Consider the following 25,180-nt stretch of genomic DNA (forward strand, 5'->3'; position numbering starts at 1 on the left):
GGTACGGCGAGCGGCGGTTCGGCGTCCAGTCGGGCAGCGCCACCGGGGAAGAGTGCCCTCATGCCCGTTCACCTCCGTTTGGCCGGCAGCCGGTCCGCGGGTGAGCGCAGGTCCCCGCTGCCGGCCACGAGCACCTGGCCAGGGATCCTCAACTGCCGGATCTCCGGCACGAGCAGGGTGCAGCTCGTCGTCACCACGACCAGGATTCCGCAGATCAGCATGGCTGTGCGGGCTCCCACGGCGGCCGCGAGGGGCGCCGCGGCCATCAGCCCGACGGGGCCGATCAGAAACGAGCCGAGCGCGTCGTACGCACTTACGCGGGACAGTGCCTCGCGCGGGATTTCCCGCTGCATGGTGGTCTCGAAGAGCACGCCGAAGACGTTGAATCCGATGCCCATCACGAACGAGCCGGCGACCACGAGCACGAGCGGCGCGCTCACCCCGAGCAGCAGGACGGGCACCGCCACCGCGAAGACCATGGGAGTGGCCACGAGCAGCGGCCGTCGCGGCCGCAGCCGCAGGGAGACCGCGACGCCGGCCAGCGTGCCGGCCGACTGCCCGAGCAGCACCATCGACCAGGCCCCTGCCCCGCCCATCTCGTCCTTGGCGACCACGGGGCCAAGGACGCCGAAGGCAGCTTGCATCGCCGCGATCACCAGGGAGAACTGGAGCACGATCACCCACAGCCAGCGCCGGCTCGAGAACTCCCGCCAGCCCTCCCGCAGATCGACGAGGACCGAGGTGCTCGGGGCCTGCCGGGGGTTGCGGCCGAGCCGCAGATGGGCGAGCAGGGTGGCCGACAGCAGGAAGCCGAAAGCGTTGACTGCGAGCGCCCAGCCGGCGCCGACCAGTGCGACCATGCCGCCGGCCAGTGCGAGCCCCAGGAGCCGGGCCCCGTTCATGCCCAGACGCAGCAAAGCGTTGGCGGTCTGCAGCCGCTCGGCGGGCACCACGTCCGGTACGACACCGGTGAGTGCCGGGTAGAACAGGGCGAACGAGGTGCCGACGACCGCGGAGCAGACCATCAGTGCGGGCAGTGGCGCGTGCCCGGTCAGGAACATGGCGGCGAAACTCGCGAAGGCCAGCGCCGCCACCAGCTCGGCGCCCATCATCAGCAGATGCCTGGGCACCCGGTCCGCGATCACGCCGCCGAACAGCATCAGGGCGATCTCGGGTACGGCCTGGGCGACGAGCACGGCGGTCAGTGTCGTGGCCGAGGCATCCGGCAGGTCGAGCACGCCGAACGCGAGGGCGACGGGGCCGAATGCCGATCCGAGGACGGATGCGGTCCGTGCCGTGAACAGTAAGGAGAAGCGCTTGTCGCGCAGCAGTCTCAGGTCGTTCATGGCGGGATGCCCTCGCTGAAGATCGGCGGCAGATGTCGCCGAGTGAGGTGCCAACGAGGACCCTGTATCCCGGCGGATACAAGGAGTCTCAGACATCAAGCTTGGTTGAGGTCAACCGTGGGCCCGCCCCGGAACGGTAGGACAGGCAGAGCGTCAAGCGGGTACGCCGTCCGCCTCCAGGTAGCGGTGCCGCACCAGCCAGCGGCCTTCGCGGCGCACCAGCTCGTCGCGGCAGAGCATGTGCCCGCGGATCTGCAGCTTCCCGCCCGAGGCGGTGGACATCGCAAGGCCGTAGTACCGCGTGCGCAGACTGCCGTCCTGCTGTGGCTGTACGTCGATCATCGCGAACCAGTGCCGGAAATCGACGGGCCCCTGCGCGGCGATGTGTTCGAGCCCCTCCCGCATGGCCCGCAGGACGGCGGGCCGTCCGGTGTCCGGCGCCTCCTGAAGGTTCGACCCGAGCACGGCGTCCTGCGTGAACGTCCGCGACCACGCCACCGGATCGGCCGTACCGCCGTCGAGGAGGTTCATCTGGCGGGCATAGAACTCCTGCACCTGCGTGTAGAGCTCCGCGGAGACGTAGGTGCCGTCGGACGGAGAGACAGTCATACGTCCGGCCTTTCATCGCCCAAGGGCGAACTGTCGCGAGGGAGTTGAGGGGTCGGGGCCATGGTGCGGTCAGGCACCGCGGGCGACGCCCCGGGGCAGCAGACCGCTCACCGGGCGCAACCGGGCCGGGGTGTCCAGTGCGTTGCGGGACGAGTAGAGATCGGTCGACTTGGAACCAAGCAGCCCGATGTGCATCTGCTGCAGCTCGTGCGAAGGCTCAAGTCCCAGCTCTCTGGCCAGCAGCCGCCGCACATCCTGGTAGGCCTGCAGCGCCTCGGCGCGCCGGCCCGCGGCTCCGAGGGCGGCGATGAGCTGGGTGTGGAACCACTCGTTGAGCGGGTAGTCGTTGATCAGTTTCCGCAGCTCGGGTATCGACTCGCGATGCCGGCCGAGCTGGTCCTCGGCCTGGATCCGCAGTTCGAAGGCGCGGATCCGCAGCTCTTCCAGGTGCACGATGTGCCCCCTGAGCAGGTCTCCTGCGGGCGAGTTGGACAGGGCGGGGCCGCGCCACAGGGCGAGCGCCTGACGTACGGTGCTCAGCGCCGCGCCCGGGTCCTGGTCGTTGAGCTCGCCGCGGGCCCGCATCACAAGGCGCTCGAAGATCTTGACGTCGACCTCGTCGTCGCCGATCTGGATGGCGTATCCGGGAGCGCTCGTGACGATCAGTTCGCGGTCGGCCGGTGCGAGTCCTTCGCCGACGAACATCCGGCGTGCGTGGTAGATGTACGTCTGCAGCGTGGTCACGGCGCTGCGCGGCGGATTGTCCCCCCACAGTTCCTGGATGAGCGACTCCGCGGTGACGATCTCGTTCGCCCTCGTCAGCAGCAGCGCGAGCGTCTGACACATCTTCGGAGTTCCCGGCCGATAGGTCCTGCCGTCGTCGGCGACGATTTCGAACGGGCCTATCAGATTGAATCGCATGGAATTAACTCCTCATCACATAGAGATGACGGCTTTCCAGAGCTGAAGAGGTTTCGGTGCCTCCAGCGACCACCTGCCGGGATTCCTGACGAGTCTCTGCGGGTGCGAAAGGGAACGTCAAGGAAAAAACTTCAGAGCTGAGTGAAGTTACTTCAGACATCTGCCGGGGCCTTAGCGATACCGCATCTGAAAGGCGTCCGTGAATGACGTCGGGACGTCGTCGGTCCGCTGCCCCCTCCCCCTTCCATGATCAAACCACCGTGCTGGTTTGTTACCCATCCTCGCACACTACTCGGACTCTGCACCCCGCAAGCGTCAACCCGGTCCCCACCGGCCAGAACGCCCAGATGAGGGGCTTTGAGCGCGAACCTCAAGGTCGCTACACGGCAGCTACAGGACGATCTGGAGGCTTTGACAAACCGGTCTGCTGGTTTGTAATGTTCTGGCGAACGTCTACACGTGTCTGGCGGCAGACGGCTGGGGGATACAGATGGACCGGAAGACCATGCGGTTCTCAGAACCGCGGGCATCTCAGCACCATCACGCGGACGCCGCGCACGCACAGCCCGCGCACGCACAGCCTTCGCACGCACAGCCTTCGCACGCACAGCCTTCGTACTACTTCGACCAGGAGATTCCGCCGGGGCCCACCGCCGGTCCTTCGCAGCGCGGCGCCCTGCGGGTGCTCGTCGTGGAGAGCGAGGCGCGTGCCGCGGAAGCCCTGGTCCAGGGGCTGCGCCGGCACGGACACCGCCCCGACAGCGTCACCACCGGCGCCAAGGCACTGCAGATGAAGCACAGCGCCGACCTGGTGCTGCTCGACCTCGACCTGCCCGATCTCGACGGCATCGAGGTCTGCCGCTCCATCCGCGCCGCCTGCGACACACCGCTCATCGCCGTCTCGGCGCGCGACTCCGAACTCGACCGGGTACTGGGGCTGCAGGCCGGGGCGGACGACTACATCGTCAAGCCGTACGGCTTCCGCGAGCTCATGGCCCGGATCGAGGCGATCATGCGCAGGGTCCGCCCGCAGCCGCTTCCCGAACAGGTCATCCAGCGCGGCCCGTTGCGCATCGACGCGGGCACCCGGCAGGTGTCTCTCAACGGCGAGCACATCGACGTGACCCGCAAGGAGTTCGACCTCCTGCACCTGCTCTGCGCCCAGCCCGAGACGGTCATATCCCGTCGGCAGGTGATGACCCAGGTCTGGGACGACTCCTGGTCCCGCCCCGGACGCACCATCGACACGCACGTCAGCAGCCTGCGCAGCAAACTGGGCGCCAGCACCTGGATCATCACCATCCGCGGCGTCGGATTCCGCCTGGGGCACCCCTGAGTCACGGCGCTCCGGGGCGCCCGTGACGCGCGTCGGGCGCGGATCCCCGTACTGAAGGAAGTACGGGGATCCGCGCCCGACGCGGCGGCGAGAAAACGACCGCGCTCAGCGCCTGCCTTCGGTGTGCGCCTTGGCACGCCCCAGCGTGGCCCGGCTGCTGGAGCTCAGGGCGTCGCGCACGTACTTGCGCGCATCGGCCACGGTCGCCTGCGGCCCGAGGACCTTGGCGATGGCGGCGGCGTTGAGGACGACCGTGTGCTGCGAGGACGCCAGCACGGCGTCGCCGGTGTCCTCGAACGTCCAGTAGCCGGTGTGCAGGCTGAGCAGCTCGGGCCTCCTGACCTCCTTGTAGGCGATCTTGTGGTCCGGGAAGCAGACGCGGTACGACTTCGAGGTGTGCAGGCTGCCGTCCTTGGCACGCGTGTCCATCTCCAGCGTCTGCAGGCCCGCCGCGTCCTCGACGAGGCGGACCGCGGCGACGTGCGGCAGCCGCTCCTCCCACAGATGCGCCTCGTTGATGAAGTCGTAGACGTCCTTGGCGGAGCCCTCGACGCGCACGGTGTCCTCGAAGGAGAACGTCAGGTCCCGGTCGGCGTGCGTCCGTTCCAGGCTGACCTTCAGCGAGGCGAGCTGCGAGCGGGCGTTCTCCTCGACCGCCTGGTCGATCCATTTCAGCGACTCGGGGTCGTCACCGGCGGCCCGGTAGTCGAGCCGCAGGCGGATCCGCGAGCTGTCGTCGCCCAGGGGCTCGATGATGTAGGTGCCGCGCATGGACGCGATGGGCTCGGGGGACACGTCCTGCTCGAAGCCGATGCGCAGGGCCCGCTCGTCGAGTGTGCGGCGGGCAGACCAACTCGTGGCCTCGCCGTTGGCGGTGGCCCAGACGCGGATGCGCTCCTCGTCGCCGGTGCGTTCCGTCTGCTCCACGAAGATGGTGGGCGGGAATATCTGCGGCAGGTTCTCCACGTCCGCCAGCAGCCGGTACGCGTCGGCGGCCGGGGCCGCGACGGTGGTCTCGTGCTCAACCTCACGGGTCGTCATGTCTGGCTGTCTCCTTGAGGGTCTGTGTCGTGATCAAGGCGGCGGAGTCGGTGGCCGGGCCCGCGACGCCCTCTCGGCGGAGCTGAGGGCCTCAGAATGAGGCACGGAGAACTTACAAACCGACATCGCTGTTTGTCAAAGGGGTCGGCAGCCGAGTACGGCCACTCCACGAGGCCACCGAAACCCGCAGCAAGGCCTGCCACAGCGTCCATAACGGGCAGGCCAGGGTCAGGCCAGGGCGGTGCCACCCAGGCAAGCCCTCCCCCTGAACGCTGGTCATTAAACCGACCTTGCGGTTTACTACTGAGATTGCCCTCAGCCCCCATGTCGACCTCACCAGGAACCCATATGACCAAGCAGGAGCGAGCCGCCCGCACCCGGTCCCAGCTGATCGCCGCCGCAGCCGACGTCTTCAACCGCAACGGCTTCGTGCGCGCCAGCCTGACGAAAGTCAGCCGGCAGGCAGGTGTCAGTACCGGCGCGCTCTACTTCCACTTCGAGAACAAGGAGGAGCTCGCCGCGGCGGTCGTGAGCCAGGCCGTGGGCGCCCTGCGGTCAGCGGTCCGCACGGTCCACCGCCGCCGCACGTGCGCTCTCCAGCGGCTGATCGACGCGTCGCACGCGATCGCCGCGCTCCTGCGGTCCGACAGCGTGGTCAAGGCAGGCGTACTGCTGAACCAGGAGGGCCACGGGCGCCGCCCCGATCTGCGGCAGGAGTGGCACGCCCACATCCAGCGGCTTCTCGCGGAGGCGGCGCGGGAGAACATGCTCGTCCCTGACCTGTCACGGCAGAGCGCCGCCGGGGCGATCATGTCGTCGACCGTGGGGTTCGAGGTGCTCGGGCGCGACGACTTCGCGTGGCTCTCGCGGCACACCATCGCCGCCTTCTGGGGATTTCAGCTGCCCGCTCTCGCCGACCGGACGGCGCTGCGCCACCTGGCGGCGGCGGGCAGCCACGTGGAAGCGGCGAGCGGCGCCGGGAAGTCTCAGGCCGCGTAGAGATCGAAGGTGGAGGTGCGCTGCGGACCGGCGACGACGTCCAGCTTGGGGTCGACGGCCAGCATGGCCTGGTGCAGGCGCCGCACCTGCGGCGATGGCTCGACGCCCAGCTCCTCTATGAGGCGCGTCCGCAGCCTGCGGTAGATGTCCAGGGCCGCGGCCTGCCGGCCCGAGCGGTACAGGGCGACCATGGCCTGCGAGTGCAGCCCCTCGTGCTGCGGGTGCCGGGCCGTCAACTCGGTCAGCTCCGAGATGAGTTCGGAGTGCCGGCCGAGGCGCAGGTCGGCGTCTATGCGCCGCTCGATGGTGCCGAGCCTGCTCTCCTCAAGGCGCAGCACCTCGATCTCGAGGACCGGCCCGACCCGTACGTCGACGAGAGCCGGTCCGCGCCACAGGTCGAGGGCCCGCCGGAAACAGCCCGCCGACACCTCGTCGTCGCCGTCCGCCAGGGCGGCGCGCCCTTCCGCGACCAGCCGTTCGTAGCGGTAAGCGTCCACGGACTCGGGCGGGACCTGCAGCAGATAGCCGCCGTGCCGGGTCACGAGCACGTCCTTGGCGGCGCCGGGGACGTCCGGGCCCATGGCGGTGCCGAGGCGTCGGCGCAGCTGGAGGATGTACGTCTGCAGGGTGGTGCGGGCGCTCTGGGGGGGATCGGCCCCCCAGAGCTCTTCCATCAGCGTGTGGACGGGCACGACCCGTCCCGGGCGGAGCCCGAGCAGGGAGAGGATCTGCCGCGGCTTGGCCGCGTTCGGAACGATCGCTCCCCCGTTGACTTCGGCGCTCAATGATCCCAGCACCTGAATCTCCACGGACACCCCCACGCATCGCGAATTCGTCCTCGACGGCTCTCATCGCCGCAGCGAGCACAGTAGCGAAAATTGAGGGAGCTCCCGATTTTCTCCAGCCGCCCTCGAGAGGACTTCCATTCCGCAGAGATCCGGGAAATTCAGAGGGATCTTAACCCGCTGAAATAAAGGAACCCGATACGGCCGATACGGTCAGTCCCAGATGTCTCCGGCGGCCGCCTCGGCGTCGACGGTCCGCAGCAACGCCTCATCGATCGACCTCAGCGTGCCGACGATGTGCCGCACACCGTTCTTCTCCATCATCTGCCGCTGGTAGCCGTGGCCGGATTCGCCGGGGTGTCCGATGAAGGCCGTCCCGAGCTCCCGCGCCGTCTCCGCCACGCGCGCCACGTCGTCGATGAAGAGGACCTGGTCGTAGCGGAGCCCGAAGAGTTCGGTGATCTCCCGGATGCCGGGGCGGAAGTCGTTGGTGCACACATAGCCGGGCTCGTCGAAGTAGCCGGCGAACTCACCGAGGTGGCGGGTGAAGTGCGAGCGCTCCAGTCCTCCGTAGCAGACCGTGCGCACGTCCAGCGAACGCAGCGTCGCCAGCAGTTCGGCCGCGCCGTCGAGCACGTGCACCGGATGTTCCCGCACGTACTCCTCGCGCTCGGCGAAGTAGTCCTTCAGCAACTGCTCGGCGGTGCCGCCCAGTTCGTCCGCGGCCCGCTGAGCGGCGACGAGTTGCGGCTGCGACAGCAGTTCACGCTCGAAGCCCGCGCTGTAGGTGCCCCCGCGCGACTCCACGAGGCGGCGCATGATCGGGCTGAAACTGTCGTTGAGCAGTACGCCGTCTATGTTCACCGCGACCAGGTTCAGGTGCGAAAGCCGTCCAGGCAAGGTGTCCCCCACGTGAGTCGGTGGATAGGCCGCCGACAGTACCCTCACGGGCCGTACCCTCACGTGCCGTCGACGACGATCCAGCGGTCCTTGACCAGGAGTTCGCGTCCGGCTGTCGTACCCCGCACCAGTGTGTCCGTGCAGGTGCACACCTGGTGCACCCGGGAGGCGCCGCTCGCCGCGGTGGCGTACACGATGGTGTTCGCGCGCACGTGCAGGAACCCGCCGGGGCGCTCCTCGATGTCGAACATGCCGGTCATGTGGCGCCGCAGCTCCCCGGCCGCGGCGATCGCCGTCGCCGCCGCGCGCGCCCCCGCGATCAGCTCCTCGCGCCCGCGCATCGCCTCCAGGCGGGTGGACAGCCGGCACACCGCGTCTTCGGTGAAGGTGGCCGCCCACCCCTCGGCATCACCCTCGTCCAGGCGCCGCATCTGGCGGGCGTAGAACCCCGCCACCTCCGCGTACATGGAATCTCCGTTCTGTGGGACGGAGTTCAGCGTCCGCCGCCGCGCCCGTGCGCGGGTCGAGCGGCTGTCGAGCGCGTCCCGCGACGATCCCGCCCGAGCCGCCCGTGCGGAGACGGCGTGGAGGCGGCGATGAGGCGGCGCGGGCCGTGTGCGAGCGAAGCCCTAGTTCCGCGTGTTGATCTGCTCTCGCACCTCTCGACCCGTACACCCCGCAGGAGGATCCACCATGCCCACCCGTCGCCGAGTGCTCGGTGCAGGTCTGTCCGTCGCGGGTGTAGGGCTCACCGGAGCCTCGCTCCTGCCCGTCCTGAACGCGCGGGGAGCGACCGCGGACCCCGCTCCCGTCGTGCCGGCCGCCGGCGCGGCCGCGGTGCAGTTGTTCGCCGCGACGATGCCCATCGTCCCCGTCCTCGCCCCGGTGTCCACCATCGGCTCCGTGGACAGGTACGAGATGACCATGCGCACCGTGCGCAAGGAGATACTGCCCGGCATCCAGACCGAACTGCGCACCTACAACGGCCAGTTCCCCGGTCCGACCATCAAGGCCCGCAGGAACCGGCCCGTCGTCATCCGTCAGCGCAACCAGCTGGGCGTGGACACCTCCATGCACCTGCACGGTGCTTCGGTGCCGCCGAGCGAGGACGGCTCCCCGATGGACACCATCGCGCCCGGCGCCGCACGCCGGTACACGTACGCCAACAAGCAGTCGCACGCCTCGCTCTGGTACCACGACCACGCCCACCACGTGGAGTCCGAGAACGTGTACCGCGGCATGCACGGCAGCTATCTGCTCACCGACGACGAGGAGGAGGCGCTGCCGCTGCCCAAGGGCGAGTACGACGTACTGATCGCGATCCGCGACGCGAACTTCGACGCCACCACCGGCGCGCTCGTCTACCGGATGAGCGACCGTGCGCGCACCACGCTCCTCGTGAACGGGGCGCCGCACCCGCGTTTCGAGGTCGCCGCCCGCTCCTACCGGCTGCGCTTCGCCAACCATTCCAACCAGCGCTTCTTCGAACTGTGTCTGGCGGACAACGGCGACATGGTGCAGATCGCGTCCGACGGGGGGCTGCTGCCGCGCCCGCACACCACCAAGGCGGTCTACCTGACCTCCGGTGAACGGGCCGACGTGGTCATCGACTTCTCCCGCTACCCGGTCGGCACCAAGCTCGTCCTGAAGAACACCGGGTTCGGGGTGGTCGAGGACGTCAGCCAGGTGATGCGTTTCGACGTGGTGCGCACCGCCGAGGACAACAGCTCGGTGCCGGACGTCCTGCGGACGCTGCCGCGGCTGCCCACGCCCACCGCCGAGCGCACCGTCGTCCTGCGCATGGACGAGGACGGCCGCGTGGACCCGAAGGCGTACATCGACGAGAAGCTGTACGACCCCGCGCGCGTCGACGCGCACATACGCCCCGGCGCCAGCGAGATCTGGACCGTCACCAACGCCAACACGAAGGCACCGCACAACTTCCATATGCACCTGGTGCAGTTCCGGGTCCTGGAGAGGGGCGGGGCCGCGCCCGGACCCGCCGAGGCGGGCCTGAAGGACACGGTGCGGCTGCTGCCCGGCGAGACGGTCAAGCTCCAGGCCACCTTCGACGCCTACCAGGGCGAGTACGTCTACCACTGCCACATGCTCGACCACTCGGCCATGGGCATGATGGCGACGATGAAGATCGGCTGAGCACGCGGCGACCGCCTGTTTTCAGACCGAAATGCTGGTTTCCACCGCCCGGAAGGCCCGGACCCGGACGCGGCCGTGACAACGTGCGCATATAAGGTACCCTCTAGACGGTTTCTTTTTCACTGTCCACCGCTCACTGGACGCGGGCGCTGAGCACAAAGGGATGGTCTCGTTGGCGCGACAAGAACGTGCAGTCCGGACCCGCCGCGCCGTGCTGGAGGCCGCAGCAAGAGTATTCGCGGAGTACGGCTACGCGACGGCCACCGTGTCGGACATCCTCAAGGTCGCCGGCGTGACCAAGGGCGCCCTGTACTTCCACTTCGACTCCAAGGAAGCCCTGGCGCGAGGGGTGGTCGAGGCGCAGGTCGAGCTGCCCCTTCCACCCCAGGAGCTCAAGGTCCAGGAGCTGGTGGACCAGGGCTTGCTGCTCGCGTACCTGCTGCCGCGCGATCCGGTGGTGCGCGCGGGCGCCGTGCTCTCCTCCGACCCCCTGGGCAGGGAGCACTACGGCAGCGCCTGGCCCGCCCTGATCGAGCGCTCGGCGCGGACGCTGACGGAGGCCAAGGAGCGCGGTGAGATCCTCGGGCACGTCGTGCCGCAGCAGACCGCCGAGCTCCTGACCAGCACGTTCCACGGCGTCCAGCTCTTCTCGCAGCTGGAGACCGGCCTGGCGGACGTCAACCTGCGGATCTCCGTGCTGTACGAGCACCTGATCCCGACGATCGCCATGCCCGCCGTCCTCGCCCGCCTCGACCTCGCGCCCGACCGCGGCGCACGCCTGTACGCGCAGACGGAGGCGGCCCAGATGGAGGCGGCGCAGACGGAGCAGGAGACGGAGAGCGCACAGCGGCCCACCCCCGTCGGCACGGCCGGCTGAGTTCCGGCCGCCACGTCCGCGGGGGCTCACCGACGCCCCCCGCGGACGGCCGCGGGCCGTCACCAGGTGGTGCGCCCGCCGTCCACGGGCATCGTGGCTCCGGTGACGAACGAGGCCCGGTCGCTGCACAACCACGCGGCCGCCTCGGCGACTTCCTCCGGTGCGGCCATGCGGTTCTGCGGGGCGGACGCCATGCTCTTCGCCTCTCGCCCGGGAACCCGGGCGAACCACTCCTCGACCATCTCCGACCGGGTCAGGCCCGGGGCTATCGCGTTGACGCGGATCCCGCTCGACGCGTACTCGACGGCGGCCGCCTTGGTCAGGCCGACCACGGCGTGCTTGGCCGCGATGTAGGTCGCGGGCGCGGAGCTGGCCACCAGACCCGCCACACTGCTGGTGTTCACGATCGAGCCGCCGCCCCCGTCCTCGGTCATCGCTCTGATCTCGTGGCGCAGGCAGTTCCACACGCCGCGCACGTTGGTGTCCATGACCAGGTCGTACGCCTTGTCGTCGAGGAGGTGCAGAGGGGCCACGTCACCTCCGGCGCCCGCGTTGTTGAAGGCCACGTCGAGGCGCCCGTACGTCTGCACCGCGTGGGACACGGCCCGCTCCACGTCGGCGGAGACCTGGACGTCGCCCACGCAGTACGAGGACTGCGCCCCGTCCGAGCGCAGTTCGGCCGAGAGCTCCGCGATGCGGTCCTCGCGCCGGGCGACCAGGACCACCCGTGCCCCCTCGCGTGCGAACACCCGGGCCGCCGCGGCGCCGATGCCGCTGCTCGCGCCGGTGATCAGGGCGACCTTTCCCGCGAGCGAGCCTTGTCCTTGAGCCATTCTTCCCCATCCCCCTTGCCCCGGCGCCGTGTTGCCACGGCGCAACGCAACTGCGCTCCAGGCGCTCTACCGGCGCCGCAGCGTCCCGAAGCGTAGCGTCGATGTTCGATATCCGAGGATGAATCCTTGACTCCGGAAAACCGCTCCGTCAGCGCGGCCTGGGGATGTAGCCGGGCGAGGGGACCGGGGCGCGCCGCGAGCCGTCGTGGGCCGCTTCGGTGCCGAACGGATTGAGCCCGGCCGCCGTCCGCGGCTCGGCCACCGAGGGGAGCAGCACCTTCCAGAAGCTGGTGAGCGTCTGGTCGGTCAGCCACTCCCTGTCGGCGCGGCTCAGCACCGCGAGACCGACCGTCGTGGCCACCACCGCGTTCACGACGCCCTCCTGCGAGACCCCCGGCGCGAGCGACTTCTCGTCCGCGGCCCGGGCGACGAACCGGTGCACGTGGGCATGCCACTCCTGGCAGAGGTCGACGCGGGTGCGCTGACCCGCCTCGCAGCTCAACATGAACCCGGCTCGCACGACCACGTCCCAGAGCAGCAGGTGGACCAGGCGGTGCGAGAGATCCGTCAGCCCCTGCAAGGCGCTCATGTCCCCCGTGGGCACACTCTCCACCGCGCGGCGCAGGGCGCGGGCCGCGGCGCTCTCGACGGCACCGGCCACATCGGCCTTCGTGTCGAAGTGGAAGTGCAGAGCACCACGGCTGACCCCGGCACCCGAACTGATCTCGTTCAGGCTGGCCTTCTCATAGCCGTGCCGCTCGAACAGCTCGGCCGCCGAGCGAATGAGGGCGTTGTGGGTACGGGCGGCCCGTTCCTGTTGGCTCACTGTTGGCTCTCCCACTACAGAGGGGGTTACTTGGTAGATATAAAACCAACTTGCCGGTTTCAAAGCCAGCTCTGGGAGAGATCGAGCTAGATCGGTGACGGAGCGCGACTCGTTCGCACTCCCTGGGCGCACCCGCGAAGGGGGCGGTCACCTCGAAAGGTCGCCCACACGAGGACGGTTGAGCCACCCCGGTCCATTGGCCGGAATTGGAGACTCCGCCCCGCCCGGTCGGCACGACCCGGGTCCCTGATGGTCACGACTCGGCGCCCGTAAACAGTCCTACCGGTTTGCTTTTTGGCTCCTGTGGGGCCGCGCGACGCCTCGACCGAGGGAGGGCGCCGCCCCCGTCCGAGCTCGCCCGGATCCAGCCCGCGCCCTCCCTGCAGCGGGTACGGCATCCTGCGCTGACGAACGGCATCACCCCAGGTGGGCGGCCAACGCGGCGTACCACAGGGGGTGTTGAGGCGACTTGAGCGGCGGTGGTGTCGCCTCTGGAGTCTCCTTCGAACGCCCTGGCATCCGGCTCCGTAGGGGGCAGCAAAGGAGCGCCGCGCCCCACAGAACAGCGAGACAGTGGTTTACAAAAAAACCGGCCGTACGGTACTCTCACGATGGATTCACGGCACGTCGGACTCCGGCGACGAGCGACGAAGCGCAAGCGTCCAGCCACCACCCACCGAACCCCCGGCACGGTCCTCCCACGCGGCGACCGGTGCGCGAGGGCTCGCGGCGGCCGACGCCGCTCATGGACTCGTATCCGGAAGACCTTCCACATGTGCGCCAACAGAGAATTGCTGTCAGGAGGGGCAAGTTGTCTCTGGCCGAAGAGTTGACGTACCCGACTGTCGACATCGACGAGGTCGAGCCGTCGGCCATCTGGATCGAATCGCAGCCACCCGTCCACGTGCGGATCGACTCGCTCGTCCTGTCCGACTCCCCCCGCCTGGACGCGGAGGACCCGGACCACGTGCGGATGCTCGCCGAAGCCGGGGACTGTCTGCCGCCCATCACCGTGCACCGGCCCACCCTGCGTGTCATCGACGGCGCGCACCGGGTCCGCGCGGCCCTGCTCAACGGACGGACCGAGATCGCCGCGAGGCTGCTTGACTGCGATCCGGCGGACGCCTTCGTCCTGTCGGTCAAGGCCAACGTCACCCACGGTCTGCCGCTCTCCCGCGCCGACCGTGCCGCGGCGGCGGCGCGCATCATCCGGACCCACGCGCAGTGGTCGGACAGCGCGGTCGCCGCCGCCACCGGCATCTCCGACAAGACCGTCTCCCGCATCCGCGCGCAGTCACCGGCCGACGACGCCGTGCACTCCGGCACGCGGATCGGCCGGGACGGCCGGGTGCGCCCCGTGGACAGCGCGCAGCACCGCCGTCGCGCCGCCGCGATCTTCCTCGAACGGCCCGACGCCGGACTGCGCGAGGTCGCCAGGGCCACCGGACTCTCCCCCGCCACGGTGCGGGACGTGCGCCAGCGCATCGACCGCGGCGAGGACCCCGTCCCGGGCCGCTACCGCACCACCCCGGCCGACGAGCGCACCGAGACCGCCCCCTCCGTCGCCGCGCCCGCCCGGCAGCGGCCGCCCGCTCGCTCGGTGGCCACCACGGCCGTGGTGGACCGGCAGAAGCTGCTCGCCAAGCTCAGCGAGGACCCCTCGCTGCGGCACACCGAAGCCGGCCGCCGCGCCCTGCGCTTCTTGCGCCACTACTCCGTCGACGGCGACAGCATCGAGACCCTCGGGCGCGGGCTGCCCTGCCACTGGGCCCCCGAGGTCGCCGACCTGGCCCGCAGCTGCGCGGAAACGTGGAGCGAGCTGGCCACGCAGCTCCAACAGCGCGCCGAGTAGAGCCCGCCTGCGCCTGGCCGCCCCCCGCTTGTCAGCACCCACGTACTTCAGGAGGCCTTCCGTGTCCGAGCATGCCGAGCCGACCGGTCCCCGCACCGGACCCGAAGGCGGGACCGGCACGGGGGTGTGGTTCATCGGGGCCCGCGGCTCCGTCGCCACCACCGCCGTCGCCGGGTGCGCCGCGCTCGCCGCCGGTCTCTGCCCGCCGACGGGCATGGTCACCGAGACCGAGGGGTTCACGGCAGCCGCGCTGCCCGCCCTGTCCTCCTTCGTCTTCGGCGGCCACGACACCGTCGACTGGCCGCTGCCCAAGCGCGCCGAGGCCCTCGCCGAGCAGGGCGTCCTGCCGCACGGCCTCGCCCGGGCCGTGCAGAGTGAACTGGCCGCCGCGGACCGGGAGATCCGGGCCGGCGGACCGGCGGCCGGGGACACCCGCTCCGACGAGGAGCTGACAGCCGCCTTCGCCGCCGACATCGAGGACTTCACCCGCCGGACGGGGGTCGCCCGGACCGTCGTGGTCAACGTCGCCTCCACCGAGCCCGCCCCGGCCGACGGCGCACTCAGGCTGCCCACCAGCTCGCTGTACACCGCGGCCGCCCTGCGCGCGGGCTGTGCGTACGTCAACTTCACCCCGTCGACCGGGATACGTCACCCGGCACTCGCCGAAGCGGCCGAGGCCGCCCAGGTGCCCTACGCGGGCCGGGACGGCAAGACCGGGCAGACCCTGCTGCGGGCGGTGCTCGCGCCCATGTTCCGCCAGCGGGCCCTGGACGTGCGGGCCTGGTCCGGCAGCAATCTGCTCGGTGGCGGCGACGGGGCGGCACTCGCCGACTCCGCCGCCGCCGCGGCGAAGAACGCGGGCAAGAACCGGGTCCTCGAGGACAACCTCGGGACGCTGCCCGAGGGCGAGGTGCACATCGACGACGTGCCCGCGCTCGGCGAATGGAAGACCGCCTGGGACCACGTCGCCTTCGAGGGCTTCCTCGGCTCCCGGATGATCCTGCAGACCATCTGGCAGGGCTGCGACTCGGCCCTCGCCGCGCCGCTCGTGCTCGACCTCGCCCGGCTCGCCGCCCGCGCCCACCAGGCGGGCATCACCGGTCCGCTGCCCGAACTCGGTTTCTACTTCAAGGACCCGGACGGCGGCTCACCGGCGCTCGCCGAGCAGTACGCCGCCCTCCTCGGCTTCGCCGCACGCCTGGAGGCGGCCCGGTGAGCAGCCCCCGCGACTGGGCCGAACTCCTGCGTGTCTCCGCCCTGTTCACCGTCCCCGGCGACGCGCTCGCCGGGGCCGCGGCGAGTGGACTGCGCCCGGGGGCCCGCACCGCGCTCGCCGCCGGTGCCTCGCTGTGCCTGTACGAGGCGGGCATGGCGCTCAACGACTGGGCGGACCGCGAGGAGGACGCCGCCGAGCGCCCGCACCGCCCCCTGCCCTCGGGCCGTATCGCCCCGGCGCAGGCGCTCACTGCGGCGGCAGCGCTGACCACGGCCGGGCTCGGCCTCGCGTTCGCCGCGGGCCGCCCCGCCGCCCTCACCGCCACCGCGCTCGCCGGCACCGTCTGGGCGTACGACCTGCGGCTCAAGCACACCGCCGCGGGCCCGGCCACGATGGCGGCGGCCCGCGGTCTCGACCTGCTGCTCGGAGCCGTGGCGACCGCCAACTCCCGTACCAGCAGGGTGAGTTCGGGGCATGCGGTACGCCGCTCCCTGCTGCCCGCCGCCGCGCTCGGCGCCCACACCTACGCCGTCACCGCCGTCTCCCGCACCGAGACCCGGGGCGGCGCGCCGGGCAGGTCGCTCGCCGCGCTCGGAGTGACGGCCGCGATCGGAGCGCTGACCGGTGCGGGGCCGGACCGGCCCGGCATCGGGTCCCCACGCGCGTTCGCCCGCACCGCGCTGGCCGGCGCCTACGCGGCGACGGCCGCCCGGCCGTTCCTGCACGCCGCGCTCAACCCGTCGCCGCCGCTGACCCAGCGGGCCGTCGGCGGCGGCATCCGCGCGATGATCCCGCTGCAGGCCGCACTCGCGGCGCGCTCCGGCGCGCTCACCTCCGCCGCGCTGCTCACCGCGCTCGTCCCCGTGGCCCGCAAGCTGGCCCGGAAGGTGAGTCCCACATGAGCATCCGCCTCGGCTACGGCACGAACGGCCTGACCGATCTGCGGCTCGACGACGCCCTGGAGGTCCTGGCCGAACTCGGCTACGACGGTGTCGGCCTGACGCTGGACCACATGCATCTCGACCCGCTGGGACCCGGCCTCGCCGAGCGGGTCGCCCGGGTCGCGGACCGCCTCGACACGTTCGGCCTCGGCGTCACCGTCGAAACCGGCGCCCGTTACGTCCTCGACCCCCGCCGCAAGCACGGCCCGACCCTGCTCGACCCGGAGCCCGAGGCCCGGGCGGCGCGCTCCGCGCTCCTTGTCACCGCGGTGAAGGTGGCCGCCGATCTGGGCGCCCACGCGGTGCACTGCTTCAGCGGGGTCCGGCCCGCGGGCGTCGACGAGGACACCGCCTGGGAGCTGCTCGCCGACTCCCTCGGCCCCGTCATCGACGCGGCGCAGACGGCCGGTGTCCCGCTCGCCGTCGAGCCCGAGCCCGGTCATCTCCTCTCCTCCCTCGACGGCTTCCACCGGCTGCGCACGCGGCTCGACGACCACCCGCTGCTCGGTCTCACCCTCGACATCGGCCACTGCCAGTGCCTGGAGCCTCGCTCGCCGGCCGACTGCGTCACCGCCGCGGGACCGTGGCTGCGGCACGTGCAGATCGAGGACATGCGGCGCGGGGTGCACGAGCATCTGCCCTTCGGTGACGGCGAGATCGACTTTCCGCCCGTGCTCGCCGCGCTCGACGCCACCGGCTACCAGGGCCTCACCGTGGTCGAACTGCCGCGCCACTCGCACGCCGGGCCCGAACTCGCCCGGTCCTCCATGGAGTTCCTGCGCGCGCAGCTCACCGCGCTCCCCCGCGCCACCGACTCCGCACCCACCGCCGCCCTCGCGGCACCGTACGCGTAGGGAATCGCGCATGCCGTTCGCTCAAGAGAACCTGCCCGCCCGCCCGGGTCCCGAGGGCGCCGCCTGGATCGCGGACGCGCTCGCCGCCGCCGAGGCCGCCGCGCGCTCCGCGCCGGGCGCCCCGCCGGGCCGGGGCGCACCGGAGTGGCAGCTGCGGTTCGCGGCGGCGGGCCGGGAGTGCGGATCGCCCGAGGCGACGGAGGCGGTCCGCGTCCTCCTGCTGCACGCGGCCCGCCCCGGCGCGGCCGCGGTGACCCGGATCTACGAGCGGGGAACCGGCGCGGAGCGCCGCGCCGTCCTGCTGGCCCTGCCGCATCTGCCGCTCGCTCCCGGCGATGTCGTGCCACTGATCGAGGACGCGCTGCGCGCCAACGACACCGGTCTTGTCGCCGCGGCCGTCGGCAACGGCGCCGCCGCGCACCTGGACGACCACACCTGGCGGCACGCCGTCCTCAAGTGCCTGTTCACCGGGGTGCCGACCGCCGCCGTCGCCGGACTCGCGGAGCGGGCCCGCGGCGACGGCGAACTCGCCCGCATGCTCCGCGACTTCGCCGCCGAGCGCACCGCCGCAAGGCGGCCCGTCCCCGACGACCTGAGCCACGTACTCGCCCTGACCGCCAAGGAAGCCTGATGCGCATCTTCGACCCGCACATCCACATGACCTCGCGCACCACCGACGACTACCGGGCGATGTACGAGGCCGGGGTCCGCGCGCTGGTCGAGCCCGCCTTCTGGCTCGGCCAGCCGCGCACCTCGCCGGAGAGCTTCCTCGACTACTTCGACGCGCTGCTGGGCTGGGAGCCGTTCCGGGCGTCGCAGTACGGGATAGCGCACCACTGCACCATCGCCCTCAACCCCAAGGAGGCGAACGACCCGCGCTGCGTGCCGGTCCTCGACGAGCTGCCGCGCTACCTGGTCAAGGACGGCGTGGTGGCCGTCGGCGAGATCGGCTACGACTCGATGACGCCTGCCGAGGACACCGCGCTGGCCGCGCAGCTGGAACTCGCCGCCGAGCACGGGCTGCCCGCTCTGGTGCACACCCCGCACCGCGACAAGCTCGTGGGCCTGCGCCGCACGCTCGCCGTGGTGGCCGAGTCGAAGCTGCCCGTCGCGGCGGTCCTGATCGACCACCTCAACGAGACCACGGTCAAGGAGGCCAAGGACTCGGGGGCCTGGCTCGGTTTCTCCGTCTACCCGGACACCAAGATGGACGAGCACCGCATGGTCGCCGTGCTGAAGGAGTTCGGCCCCGAACAGGTCCTGGTCAACTCGGCCGCGGACTGGGGAAAGAGCGATCCGCTCAAGACCCGCAGGGTCGCCGACGCGATGCTCGACGCGGGCTTCGGCGAGGACGACGTGGACCGGGTGCTGTGGCGCAACCCCGTCGCGTTCTACGGGCAGAGCGGCCGCCTCGTCCTCGATCCTGTCGAGCCCGAGGCGCTGCACGAGGGCAACTCCCTGCTGCGCGGGGGCGAATGAGCCGTGCGCTTCACCCATCCCGACGGCTCGACCGTGCATCTCGCGTACTGCACCAACGTCCACCCGGCCGAGACCCTCGACGGTGTCCTCGCCCAGCTCGCCGCCCACTGCGAACCGGTCCGGCGGTGCCTGGGCGTCGAGCGTCTGGGCATCGGGCTGTGGCTGGCCCGCGACGCGGTGCGCGCGCTGAACGCCGACCCCGCCGCGCCGCTCCGGCTGCGCACCGAGCTGGACCGGCGCGGCCTCGAAGTAGTCACCCTCAACGGCTTCCCCTATCAGGGCTTCGGGGCCGAGGAGGTCAAGTACCGCGTCTACCGGCCCGACTGGACCGACCCGCTGCGTCTCGAGCACACCTCCGATCTGGCCCGGCTGCTCACCCGGCTGCTGCCGCCCGACGTCACCGAGGGCACCATCTCCACCCTGCCGCTGGCCTGGCGCACCGGCTACGACGAGGCCGCGGCCGCGTCGGCGCACACGGCGCTGGCCGAACTGGCCCGCCGCCTGGACCACTTGGAGCAGGAGACGGGCCGCTCCGTCCGGCTGGCCCTGGAGCCCGAGCCCGGCTGCGCGGTGGAGACCACCACGGACGCCCTTGCCCCGCTGGCCGCCCTGCCCGGCCACCGGATCGGCCTGTGTCTGGACACCTGCCACCTCGCGACAAGTTTCGAGGAGCCCGCGGCGGCCCTCGCCGGCCTGGCCCGCGCGGGCGTCCCGGTGCCCAAGGTGCAGCTCTCCGCGGCCCTGCACGCCGAAGACCCGCGCGACCCGGCGGTCCGCGCGGCGCTCGCCGCCTTCGACGAGCCGCGTTTCCTGCACCAGACCCGCGCGAAGGCGGGCGCGGTCCTGCACGGCACCGACGACCTCGGCGAGGCACTGGCCAAAGGCGCGCTCCCGGACACCGTGCCCTGGCGCTCCCATTTCCACGTACCGCTGCACGCCCCGCCCGCCCCGCCGCTGGCCTCCACCCTCGGCGTGCTGCGCGAGACGCTCACCGCTCTGCTCGGCGGGCCCACGGCGCGCAGCCACCACTTCGAGGTCGAGACCTACACCTGGCAGGCCCTGCCCGCCGAGGCGCGGCCGGCCACGGATGCCCGGCTCGCCGAGGGCATCGCCGCCGAACTCGACCTCGCTCGCGGCCTGTTGACCGATCTCGGACTCAAGGAGCAGCAGTGACGAAGACCCCCACACCCCTGCTCGTCCTGGACGTGGTGGGTCTGACCCCCGTGCTCCTCGACCACATGCCCCGGCTCAAGGCGCTCGGCAGCCGCGGCTCACGCGCCGGTCTCGACACCGTCCTGCCCGCCGTCACCTGCGCCGCCCAGTCGACGTTCCTCACCGGCACGCTGCCAGCCGAGCACGGCATCGTCGGCAACGGCTGGTACTTCCGCGAACTCGGCGACGTACTGCTGTGGCGTCAGCACAACGGGCTCGTCGAGGGCGACAGGCTCTGGGACGCGGCCCGCCGCCTGCACCCCGGCTACACGGTCGCCAACGTCTGCTGGTGGTACGCGATGGGCGCGGACACCGACTTCACGGTCACGCCGCGCCCCGTCTACTACGCCGACGGCCGCAAGGAGCCCGACTGCTACACCCGGCCCCCGGCCCTGCACGACGAACTCACCGAGAAACTCGGTACGTTCCCCCTCTTCCACTTCTGGGGCCCCGGCGCCGACATCGTGTCCAGCCGCTGGATCGTGAACGCCACACGCCACATCCTCGACACCCGTCACCCCGACCTGGCCCTGTGCTACCTCCCTCACCTCGACTACGACCTGCAGCGCTTCGGCCCGAAGGACCCCCGGTCGCTGAAGTCCGCCGCCGACCTCGACGCGGCGCTCGCCCCGCTGCTCGACGAGGCCGAGGCCGAGGGACGCACCGTGGTCGTCCTCTCGGAGTACGGCATCACCGAGGTCAGCAGGCCCGTCGACATCAACCGGGCGCTGCGCCGGGCCGGTTACCTCGAAGTGCACACCCAGGACGGCATGGAGTACCTCGACACCATGGCATCGCGCGCCTTCGCGGTCGCCGACCACCAGCTCGCGCACGTGTACGTGCGCAGGCCCGAGGACCTGGCCGGTGTGCGGGAGGCGCTCGAGGGCCTCCCCGGGGTCGGTGAACTCCTCGACGACGAGGGCAAGAAGGCCCACGGCCTGGACCACCCGCGCTCCGGCGAACTCGTCGCCATCGCCGAGCCGGACGCCTGGTTCACGTACTACTACTGGCTCGACGACGACCGCGCGCCCGACTTCGCGCAGCTCGTCGAGATCCACCGCAAACCCGGCTACGACCCCGCCGAACTGTTCATGGACCCGCTCGACCCGTATGTGAAGGTCAAGGCGGCCAAGGCGGTGGCCCGCAAGAAGCTCGGCATGCGCTACCGCATGGCGGTCGTGCCCCTTGACCCGTCACCTGTTCGCGGCAGCCACGGCCGCCTTCCCGAGCGGCCGGAGGACGGCCCGGTGCTGCTCTGCTCACGGCCGGGCGAGGTCGGGGGCACGCTCGCCGCCACCGAGGTGAAGTCGCTGCTGCTGCGCCTTGCGGGGATCGGCTGACAGAACACTTCGAGCCGACTGAGCACATCGAAGCGTATCCGCTCCCCCGTTATCAAGTACTTGAGAAGTTCTTCCGGAGCCCGCCGACTTCCTTTGCGCGTAAGGGAACTGGGGATTCCTCGGCGCGGCCGAGCGAAGAATTTCGTGGCTTCCCGGAGAGCTGGTGCACAACTGCGGAATTTCCGATGTTGCACACTCCATTCCGGCCAATTCCTGTGTCTACGGTGTTGCCGGTTTGATTCGCTCCTGACTGCGGGGGCGTGCCAAGTTGAGGAGAGACATGTTCAGAGCAAGCAAGTCTTGGGCGGGGGCCTTCCTGGCAACGGCAGTCGTGGGCGGCCTCACGACGATGGCGATTCCGAGCCAGAGCCTGGCCGCGGGCGCGGACGCGGCGGCGGCCACCGTCATAGCCACCGGCCTGAAGAACCCGCGTGACGTCTCGGTCCAGTCCGACGGCTCGGTCCTGGTCGCGGAGTCCGGCAGCGGCCCGGCGACGGCCTGCACGACGCCGGGGTCCCAGTGCATGGGCCTCACCGGCTCCATCTACCGGGTGAAGGGCTCCGTCAAGGGCCGCGTCGTCACCGGTCTGCCCTCCAAGATGATCGTCCGCGCCGACGGCAGCAACGTCATCGCCGGGGCGAACCACGCCGACTCCGCGGGCAGCGGCACCTACCGGGTGACCTACAGCCTGAGCGGCACCGCCGACTCACGCACCGCGCTCGGTACGGGCGCCAAGCCGCTCGGCACGCTGGCCATCGCCAAGGGGAAGGTGCTCGGCGACCTGACCACGCACGAGAGCAGCCAGAACCCCGACGGCGGCGAGGTCCTCGCCAACCCGCAGCGGTCGGTCAAGGTCGGTACCGACCTCCTGGCCACCGACGCCGCCGGCAACACCCTGCTGCGGGTCACCCCGGACGGCACCGTCAAGACGGAGTTCGTCTTCCCCAAGAACGGGGACGCCGAGGCGGTGCCGACCGGCCTCGTGAAGGGCGCGGACGGCGCGTACTACATCGCCGACATGAGCGGCATCCGCAAGGGCCAGGGCCGCATCTGGCGCTGGGTGCCGGGCAGCGACCCCAAGGTCTTCACCACCGGCCTGACGGGCGCCATCGACCTCGCCGTGCGTCCCGACGGCGACCTGGTCGCCCTGTCGTACGCCACGGGTGACACGACGAGCCAGCCGAACACCGGAGCCCTGACCCGGATCAACAAGACGACGGGCGCCCTCACGCCGATCAGCACCGGCACCACGCTGAACCTGCCCACGGGCCTGGACATCGACTCGACCGGTGCCATGTACGTCACCAACAACTCGCTGACCACCAGCGGTCAGCTCCTGAAGTTCCCGGCTTCCTGACCCGGCCGGGCCACACCGCCCGCACCGCCTGCACCACGGATCCCCCCGCAACCGTGGTGCAGGCACGCTGCGTTCGGCATCAAGCGGACGGCGCCGCGGCACTCCCCGGACGCTTGGCCAGCGGGATCTCGCACGCTTCGGAGAAGCCCTGCGAGTCGATGCCGAGAGCGTTGTTGTTGCGGGTCGCGAGGTTGGCGAAGGCGATGAACGCGGTGAGCTCGACCAGCGCGGCCTCACCGAGCTCGCCGAGCAGTCGCCCGGACAGCTCGTCGGTGACGGTCGGCGGCGTGTTCGTCATGGCCTCGCTGTACTCCAGGACGTCCCGCTCCAGCGCGGTGAACACGTCGGAGTCCCGCCAGTTGGGCACCTGGCTCGCCTTGGTCACGTCCAGGTTCTGGTTCAGCGCCTGGAAGTAGTTGATGTCCAGGCACCAGTTGCAGCCGACCTGCGCCGCGACGGCCATGTGCGCGAACGTCTTGAGGCCCTCGTCGACCGCGTCCCACTCGTTCGCCTTGCCCCCGAACTCCAGGGTGGACTCGGCCACCTTGGGGTTGTGCCACGCCACCGCCACGGGCTCGGGCACGACGCCGAACGTCTTGATCAGGTTCTCCGTGAGCTCGTCGGAGAGCTCCGCCTTGGAAACGCGCAGTGCCATGGTGTTCTCCCTATGCGTGGTGCGTGATTGGGCCGCGGACATCGGCAACGGCTCGATTGTTGCTGGAGACCTCTTGAGGCTCGGTCGAGACCGGGATGACCTCACGGAGTGACCCACCTCACTTTGCGGCACGCTTGGCGGAGCGGCGGCATCCATGTCACTCTTCCAGCACGCCAACCCTGCCCAAATTCTCTTGTGGGCAGCTGAGTTGAGAGCCGCGGCCCCTGACGGCCCGCCCGTTGCGGCCCGCCCGTTGGCCGTCACGACCCTTCCGTCGCCACGACGAGGGCCGGCTTCGAAGACGTCTCGTTCCCTTCGAGCACCGCCCGCCCCTGCCCGCGCCGCGTCCGAAGCGTCCTGCCTCATGCGTCCCAGCTGAGCCGAAGCCTGCCGCAAACAGGAAATGTCAGGCACTTGGAGGAGGAGAAATGTCTGGAGCCATCGCGGTCGAAGAGGTGTACTCGACCATCGAGGAGTCGGCTCGACTGCTGGGGGTGCCCTGCTCGCGCGAGAAGATCTGGCCGATCCTGACCGCGTACGGGGACGGCCTCGCGGACGCCGGAATGGTGCTGAGCGTGGCGACCGGCGCGAGCCCCACGGACGACCTCGACTACACCATCACGGTGCCGGTCGGGGGCCCCGACCCCTACGCCGTCGCACTGTCCGAGGGTTTCATCACGGCACCGGACCACCCCGTGGCCGACCTGCTCGACGACCTCAAGTCGCGCGTCCCCGTCAGCGAGTACTTCATCGACGGCGGCATCGTCAGCGGCTTCAGCAAGGTGTACGCGCACTTCCCGGGCGACATGCTGACCGTGGCGCAGCTCGCGGCCATCCCCTCCATGCCGCCTTCGGTCGCCGACAACGCGGACCTGTTCGCGCGTCACCACATGGACAAGGTCGCCATGATGGGGATCAACTACCGGAGCAGGACGGTCAATCTGTACTTCGCCCACCTGCCCGACGCCTTCCGTGAGAAGCGGAACATCCAGTCGCTCAACCGCGAACTGGGCCTGGCACAGCCGGAGGGGCGGTCACTGGAGTTCGCGCAGAGGTCGTTCAGGTCCTATGTGACCCTCGGCTGGCAGTCCCCGCGGATCGAGAAGATCTGCTACGCGCCGGCGCCGGTCCGCGACTGGGATCCGTCCGTGCTTCCCGTGTCCCTCGATCCGCGGATCGAGAAGTTCGTACAGAACACGCGGTGCACGTACTCCGACCGTCCGTTCATCATCGCGGCCCTGAAATGGTCCCCGTCCGGGCAGCACCTGAATCTCGGGCCGTATATCCGCCTCTCTCCCCTGCTGCGGAATCTGCTGCACGAAGTCACCGGCGAAAGCGTGTGACTTCAGCCGCCCTTCAAAGGGCGTGACCGGCGTCACATCGGACCGACCTCACACTTTGGGGGGCTGTGTCGTCGGAAGGGTGTAGCGGTAACCACCACACATTAAAGGAGTTCGTTATGACTGCTCGTCTGAATCTTTTCGGCAGTGAGATCGCAGGCAAGGCGATGAAGGGGATCAACACGGCGAGCATGGCCGTCATCAACAGCGGGCTGCTGCCGAAGGCGACGATCGACCTGGTGCTGCTGCGGGCGAGTCAGATCAATGGCTGTGGTTTCTGCACGGACATCCACAGCAAGGACCT

General features: G+C 70.5%; 25 protein-coding genes. 15 read left to right on the forward strand and 10 right to left on the reverse strand.

Annotated features, from left to right (window positions below; translation table 11 throughout):
• Positions 1-68: 68 nt before the first annotated feature.
• The 3 genes from ACWGI2_RS41455 to ACWGI2_RS41465 form a co-directional block, all read right to left on the reverse strand.
• Positions 69-1,346: an MFS transporter gene (locus ACWGI2_RS41455; RefSeq protein ID WP_453701207.1), complete on the reverse strand. Its 1,278-nt coding sequence runs from the start codon at positions 1,344-1,346 to the stop codon at positions 69-71.
• 153 nt (positions 1,347-1,499) lie between these two features.
• Positions 1,500-1,955, reverse strand: a complete 456-nt coding sequence (locus ACWGI2_RS41460; RefSeq protein WP_453701209.1) for a nuclear transport factor 2 family protein — start codon at positions 1,953-1,955, stop codon at positions 1,500-1,502.
• Positions 1,956-2,024: 69 nt separating this feature from the next.
• Positions 2,025-2,876: an AfsR/SARP family transcriptional regulator gene (locus tag ACWGI2_RS41465; protein ID WP_453401092.1), complete on the reverse strand. Its 852-nt coding sequence runs from the start codon at positions 2,874-2,876 to the stop codon at positions 2,025-2,027.
• 505 nt (positions 2,877-3,381) lie between these two features.
• Here ACWGI2_RS41465 and ACWGI2_RS41470 point away from each other — a divergent pair.
• Positions 3,382-4,212, forward strand: coding sequence for a response regulator transcription factor (locus ACWGI2_RS41470; protein ID WP_453701211.1), 831 nt, complete (start codon positions 3,382-3,384; stop codon positions 4,210-4,212).
• A gap of 105 nt (positions 4,213-4,317) precedes the next feature.
• Here ACWGI2_RS41470 and ACWGI2_RS41475 read toward each other — a convergent pair whose 3' ends face one another.
• Positions 4,318-5,253 carry an aromatase/cyclase gene (locus tag ACWGI2_RS41475; protein WP_453401090.1) on the reverse strand — a complete coding sequence of 312 codons (936 nt, stop codon included), beginning with the start codon at positions 5,251-5,253 and terminating at the stop codon, positions 4,318-4,320.
• A 348-nt stretch (positions 5,254-5,601) separates the two neighbouring features.
• Here ACWGI2_RS41475 and ACWGI2_RS41480 point away from each other — a divergent pair, with 348 nt between their 5' ends.
• Positions 5,602-6,252 (forward strand): ScbR family autoregulator-binding transcription factor, encoded by a 651-nt coding sequence (locus tag ACWGI2_RS41480; RefSeq protein ID WP_453701212.1) that lies wholly within the window; start codon positions 5,602-5,604, stop codon positions 6,250-6,252.
• Here the strand turns inward: ACWGI2_RS41480 and ACWGI2_RS41485 are convergent.
• From ACWGI2_RS41485 to ACWGI2_RS41495, 3 genes are all read right to left on the reverse strand, one after another.
• Entirely contained in the window at positions 6,240-7,061 is an 822-nt protein-coding gene (locus tag ACWGI2_RS41485) for a BTAD domain-containing putative transcriptional regulator (RefSeq protein ID WP_160502120.1), read from the reverse strand. The genes ACWGI2_RS41480 and ACWGI2_RS41485 overlap by 13 nt on opposite strands.
• 189 nt (positions 7,062-7,250) lie before the next feature.
• On the reverse strand, positions 7,251-7,901 hold the full coding sequence (locus ACWGI2_RS41490) for an HAD family hydrolase (RefSeq protein ID WP_453401088.1): 651 nt from the start codon (positions 7,899-7,901) through the stop codon (positions 7,251-7,253).
• Between the two features lie 95 nt (positions 7,902-7,996).
• Positions 7,997-8,404 (reverse strand): nuclear transport factor 2 family protein, encoded by a 408-nt coding sequence (locus ACWGI2_RS41495; RefSeq protein ID WP_453401087.1) that lies wholly within the window; start codon positions 8,402-8,404, stop codon positions 7,997-7,999.
• Between the two features lie 226 nt (positions 8,405-8,630).
• Between ACWGI2_RS41495 and ACWGI2_RS41500 the strand changes: the two genes are divergently transcribed.
• Together ACWGI2_RS41500 and ACWGI2_RS41505 are read left to right on the forward strand one after the other, a co-directional pair.
• Positions 8,631-10,094: a multicopper oxidase family protein gene (locus ACWGI2_RS41500; RefSeq protein WP_453701213.1), complete on the forward strand. Its 1,464-nt coding sequence runs from the start codon at positions 8,631-8,633 to the stop codon at positions 10,092-10,094.
• Positions 10,095-10,257: 163 nt separating this feature from the next.
• The gene (locus ACWGI2_RS41505) at positions 10,258-10,971 is read left to right on the forward strand and encodes a ScbR family autoregulator-binding transcription factor (RefSeq protein ID WP_453701215.1); all 714 of its coding nucleotides are present in this window, start codon (positions 10,258-10,260) and stop codon (positions 10,969-10,971) included.
• A gap of 59 nt (positions 10,972-11,030) precedes the next feature.
• Here ACWGI2_RS41505 and ACWGI2_RS41510 read toward each other — a convergent pair whose 3' ends face one another.
• On the reverse strand, positions 11,031-11,804 hold the full coding sequence (locus ACWGI2_RS41510; RefSeq protein WP_453401084.1) for an SDR family NAD(P)-dependent oxidoreductase: 774 nt from the start codon (positions 11,802-11,804) through the stop codon (positions 11,031-11,033).
• A 148-nt stretch (positions 11,805-11,952) separates the two neighbouring features.
• Positions 11,953-12,630 carry a ScbR family autoregulator-binding transcription factor gene (locus tag ACWGI2_RS41515; RefSeq protein WP_453401083.1) on the reverse strand — a complete coding sequence of 226 codons (678 nt, stop codon included), beginning with the start codon at positions 12,628-12,630 and terminating at the stop codon, positions 11,953-11,955.
• 811 nt (positions 12,631-13,441) lie between these two features.
• Between ACWGI2_RS41515 and ACWGI2_RS41520 the strand changes: the two genes are divergently transcribed.
• From ACWGI2_RS41520 to ACWGI2_RS41560, 9 genes are all read left to right on the forward strand, one after another.
• A complete protein-coding gene (locus ACWGI2_RS41520) occupies positions 13,442-14,482 on the forward strand; it encodes a ParB/RepB/Spo0J family partition protein (RefSeq protein WP_453701217.1) in 1,041 nt (346 codons plus the stop codon).
• A gap of 61 nt (positions 14,483-14,543) precedes the next feature.
• Positions 14,544-15,698, forward strand: a complete 1,155-nt coding sequence (locus ACWGI2_RS41525; protein ID WP_453701219.1) for an inositol-3-phosphate synthase — start codon at positions 14,544-14,546, stop codon at positions 15,696-15,698.
• Positions 15,695-16,600, forward strand: coding sequence for an SCO3242 family prenyltransferase (locus ACWGI2_RS41530; RefSeq protein ID WP_453701221.1), 906 nt, complete (start codon positions 15,695-15,697; stop codon positions 16,598-16,600). The genes ACWGI2_RS41525 and ACWGI2_RS41530 overlap by 4 nt, the downstream gene beginning before the upstream one ends.
• The gene (locus ACWGI2_RS41535; RefSeq protein ID WP_453701223.1) at positions 16,597-17,493 is read left to right on the forward strand and encodes a sugar phosphate isomerase/epimerase family protein; all 897 of its coding nucleotides are present in this window, start codon (positions 16,597-16,599) and stop codon (positions 17,491-17,493) included. Before ACWGI2_RS41530 ends, ACWGI2_RS41535 begins: the two co-directional genes overlap by 4 nt.
• Positions 17,494-17,503: 10 nt before the next feature.
• Positions 17,504-18,124 (forward strand): EboA domain-containing protein, encoded by a 621-nt coding sequence (locus tag ACWGI2_RS41540; RefSeq protein ID WP_453701225.1) that lies wholly within the window; start codon positions 17,504-17,506, stop codon positions 18,122-18,124.
• Positions 18,124-18,972, forward strand: a complete 849-nt coding sequence (locus ACWGI2_RS41545) for a TatD family hydrolase (protein ID WP_453701226.1) — start codon at positions 18,124-18,126, stop codon at positions 18,970-18,972. The genes ACWGI2_RS41540 and ACWGI2_RS41545 overlap by 1 nt, the downstream gene beginning before the upstream one ends.
• Before the next feature lie 3 nt (positions 18,973-18,975).
• Complete coding sequence (gene eboE / locus ACWGI2_RS41550; RefSeq protein ID WP_453701227.1) at positions 18,976-20,145, forward strand: metabolite traffic protein EboE; 1,170 nt, start codon at positions 18,976-18,978, stop codon at positions 20,143-20,145.
• Positions 20,142-21,524 (forward strand): alkaline phosphatase family protein, encoded by a 1,383-nt coding sequence (locus ACWGI2_RS41555; protein WP_453701228.1) that lies wholly within the window; start codon positions 20,142-20,144, stop codon positions 21,522-21,524. Before eboE ends, ACWGI2_RS41555 begins: the two co-directional genes overlap by 4 nt.
• Before the next feature lie 280 nt (positions 21,525-21,804).
• Positions 21,805-22,881, forward strand: coding sequence for a ScyD/ScyE family protein (locus ACWGI2_RS41560; protein ID WP_453701230.1), 1,077 nt, complete (start codon positions 21,805-21,807; stop codon positions 22,879-22,881).
• Positions 22,882-22,960: 79 nt separating this feature from the next.
• Here ACWGI2_RS41560 and ACWGI2_RS41565 read toward each other — a convergent pair whose 3' ends face one another.
• On the reverse strand, positions 22,961-23,536 hold the full coding sequence (locus tag ACWGI2_RS41565; RefSeq protein WP_453401073.1) for a carboxymuconolactone decarboxylase family protein: 576 nt from the start codon (positions 23,534-23,536) through the stop codon (positions 22,961-22,963).
• Between the two features lie 428 nt (positions 23,537-23,964).
• On the opposite strand from ACWGI2_RS41565, the gene ACWGI2_RS41570 reads away from it, so the two are divergent.
• Together ACWGI2_RS41570 and ACWGI2_RS41575 are read left to right on the forward strand one after the other, a co-directional pair.
• Positions 23,965-24,879 carry an aromatic prenyltransferase gene (locus ACWGI2_RS41570; RefSeq protein ID WP_453701232.1) on the forward strand — a complete coding sequence of 305 codons (915 nt, stop codon included), beginning with the start codon at positions 23,965-23,967 and terminating at the stop codon, positions 24,877-24,879.
• 116 nt (positions 24,880-24,995) lie between these two features.
• A partial coding sequence (locus ACWGI2_RS41575) for a carboxymuconolactone decarboxylase family protein (RefSeq protein WP_453701234.1) occupies positions 24,996-25,180 on the forward strand: 185 nt, incomplete at its 3' end.

Source organism: Streptomyces sp. NPDC054866 (assembly GCF_053610745.1).

Excerpts from the sequence above, each read along its gene's own strand:
- ACWGI2_RS41455 (WP_453701207.1), bottom strand. The coding sequence starts at position 1,346 with ATGAACGACCTGAGACTGCTGCGCGACAAGCGCTTCTCCTTACTGTTC.
- ACWGI2_RS41460 (WP_453701209.1), bottom strand. The coding sequence starts at position 1,955 with ATGACTGTCTCTCCGTCCGACGGCACCTACGTCTCCGCGGAGCTCTAC.
- ACWGI2_RS41465 (WP_453401092.1), bottom strand. The coding sequence starts at position 2,876 with ATGCGATTCAATCTGATAGGCCCGTTCGAAATCGTCGCCGACGACGGC.
- ACWGI2_RS41470 (WP_453701211.1), top strand. The coding sequence starts at position 3,382 with ATGCGGTTCTCAGAACCGCGGGCATCTCAGCACCATCACGCGGACGCC.
- ACWGI2_RS41475 (WP_453401090.1), bottom strand. The coding sequence starts at position 5,253 with ATGACGACCCGTGAGGTTGAGCACGAGACCACCGTCGCGGCCCCGGCC.
- ACWGI2_RS41480 (WP_453701212.1), top strand. The coding sequence starts at position 5,602 with ATGACCAAGCAGGAGCGAGCCGCCCGCACCCGGTCCCAGCTGATCGCC.
- ACWGI2_RS41495 (WP_453401087.1), bottom strand. The coding sequence starts at position 8,404 with ATGTACGCGGAGGTGGCGGGGTTCTACGCCCGCCAGATGCGGCGCCTG.
- ACWGI2_RS41500 (WP_453701213.1), top strand. The coding sequence starts at position 8,631 with ATGCCCACCCGTCGCCGAGTGCTCGGTGCAGGTCTGTCCGTCGCGGGT.
- ACWGI2_RS41505 (WP_453701215.1), top strand. The coding sequence starts at position 10,258 with ATGGTCTCGTTGGCGCGACAAGAACGTGCAGTCCGGACCCGCCGCGCC.
- ACWGI2_RS41510 (WP_453401084.1), bottom strand. The coding sequence starts at position 11,804 with ATGGCTCAAGGACAAGGCTCGCTCGCGGGAAAGGTCGCCCTGATCACC.
- ACWGI2_RS41535 (WP_453701223.1), top strand. The coding sequence starts at position 16,597 with ATGAGCATCCGCCTCGGCTACGGCACGAACGGCCTGACCGATCTGCGG.
- ACWGI2_RS41540 (WP_453701225.1), top strand. The coding sequence starts at position 17,504 with ATGCCGTTCGCTCAAGAGAACCTGCCCGCCCGCCCGGGTCCCGAGGGC.
- ACWGI2_RS41545 (WP_453701226.1), top strand. The coding sequence starts at position 18,124 with ATGCGCATCTTCGACCCGCACATCCACATGACCTCGCGCACCACCGAC.
- ACWGI2_RS41560 (WP_453701230.1), top strand. The coding sequence starts at position 21,805 with ATGTTCAGAGCAAGCAAGTCTTGGGCGGGGGCCTTCCTGGCAACGGCA.
- ACWGI2_RS41565 (WP_453401073.1), bottom strand. The coding sequence starts at position 23,536 with ATGGCACTGCGCGTTTCCAAGGCGGAGCTCTCCGACGAGCTCACGGAG.
- ACWGI2_RS41570 (WP_453701232.1), top strand. The coding sequence starts at position 23,965 with ATGTCTGGAGCCATCGCGGTCGAAGAGGTGTACTCGACCATCGAGGAG.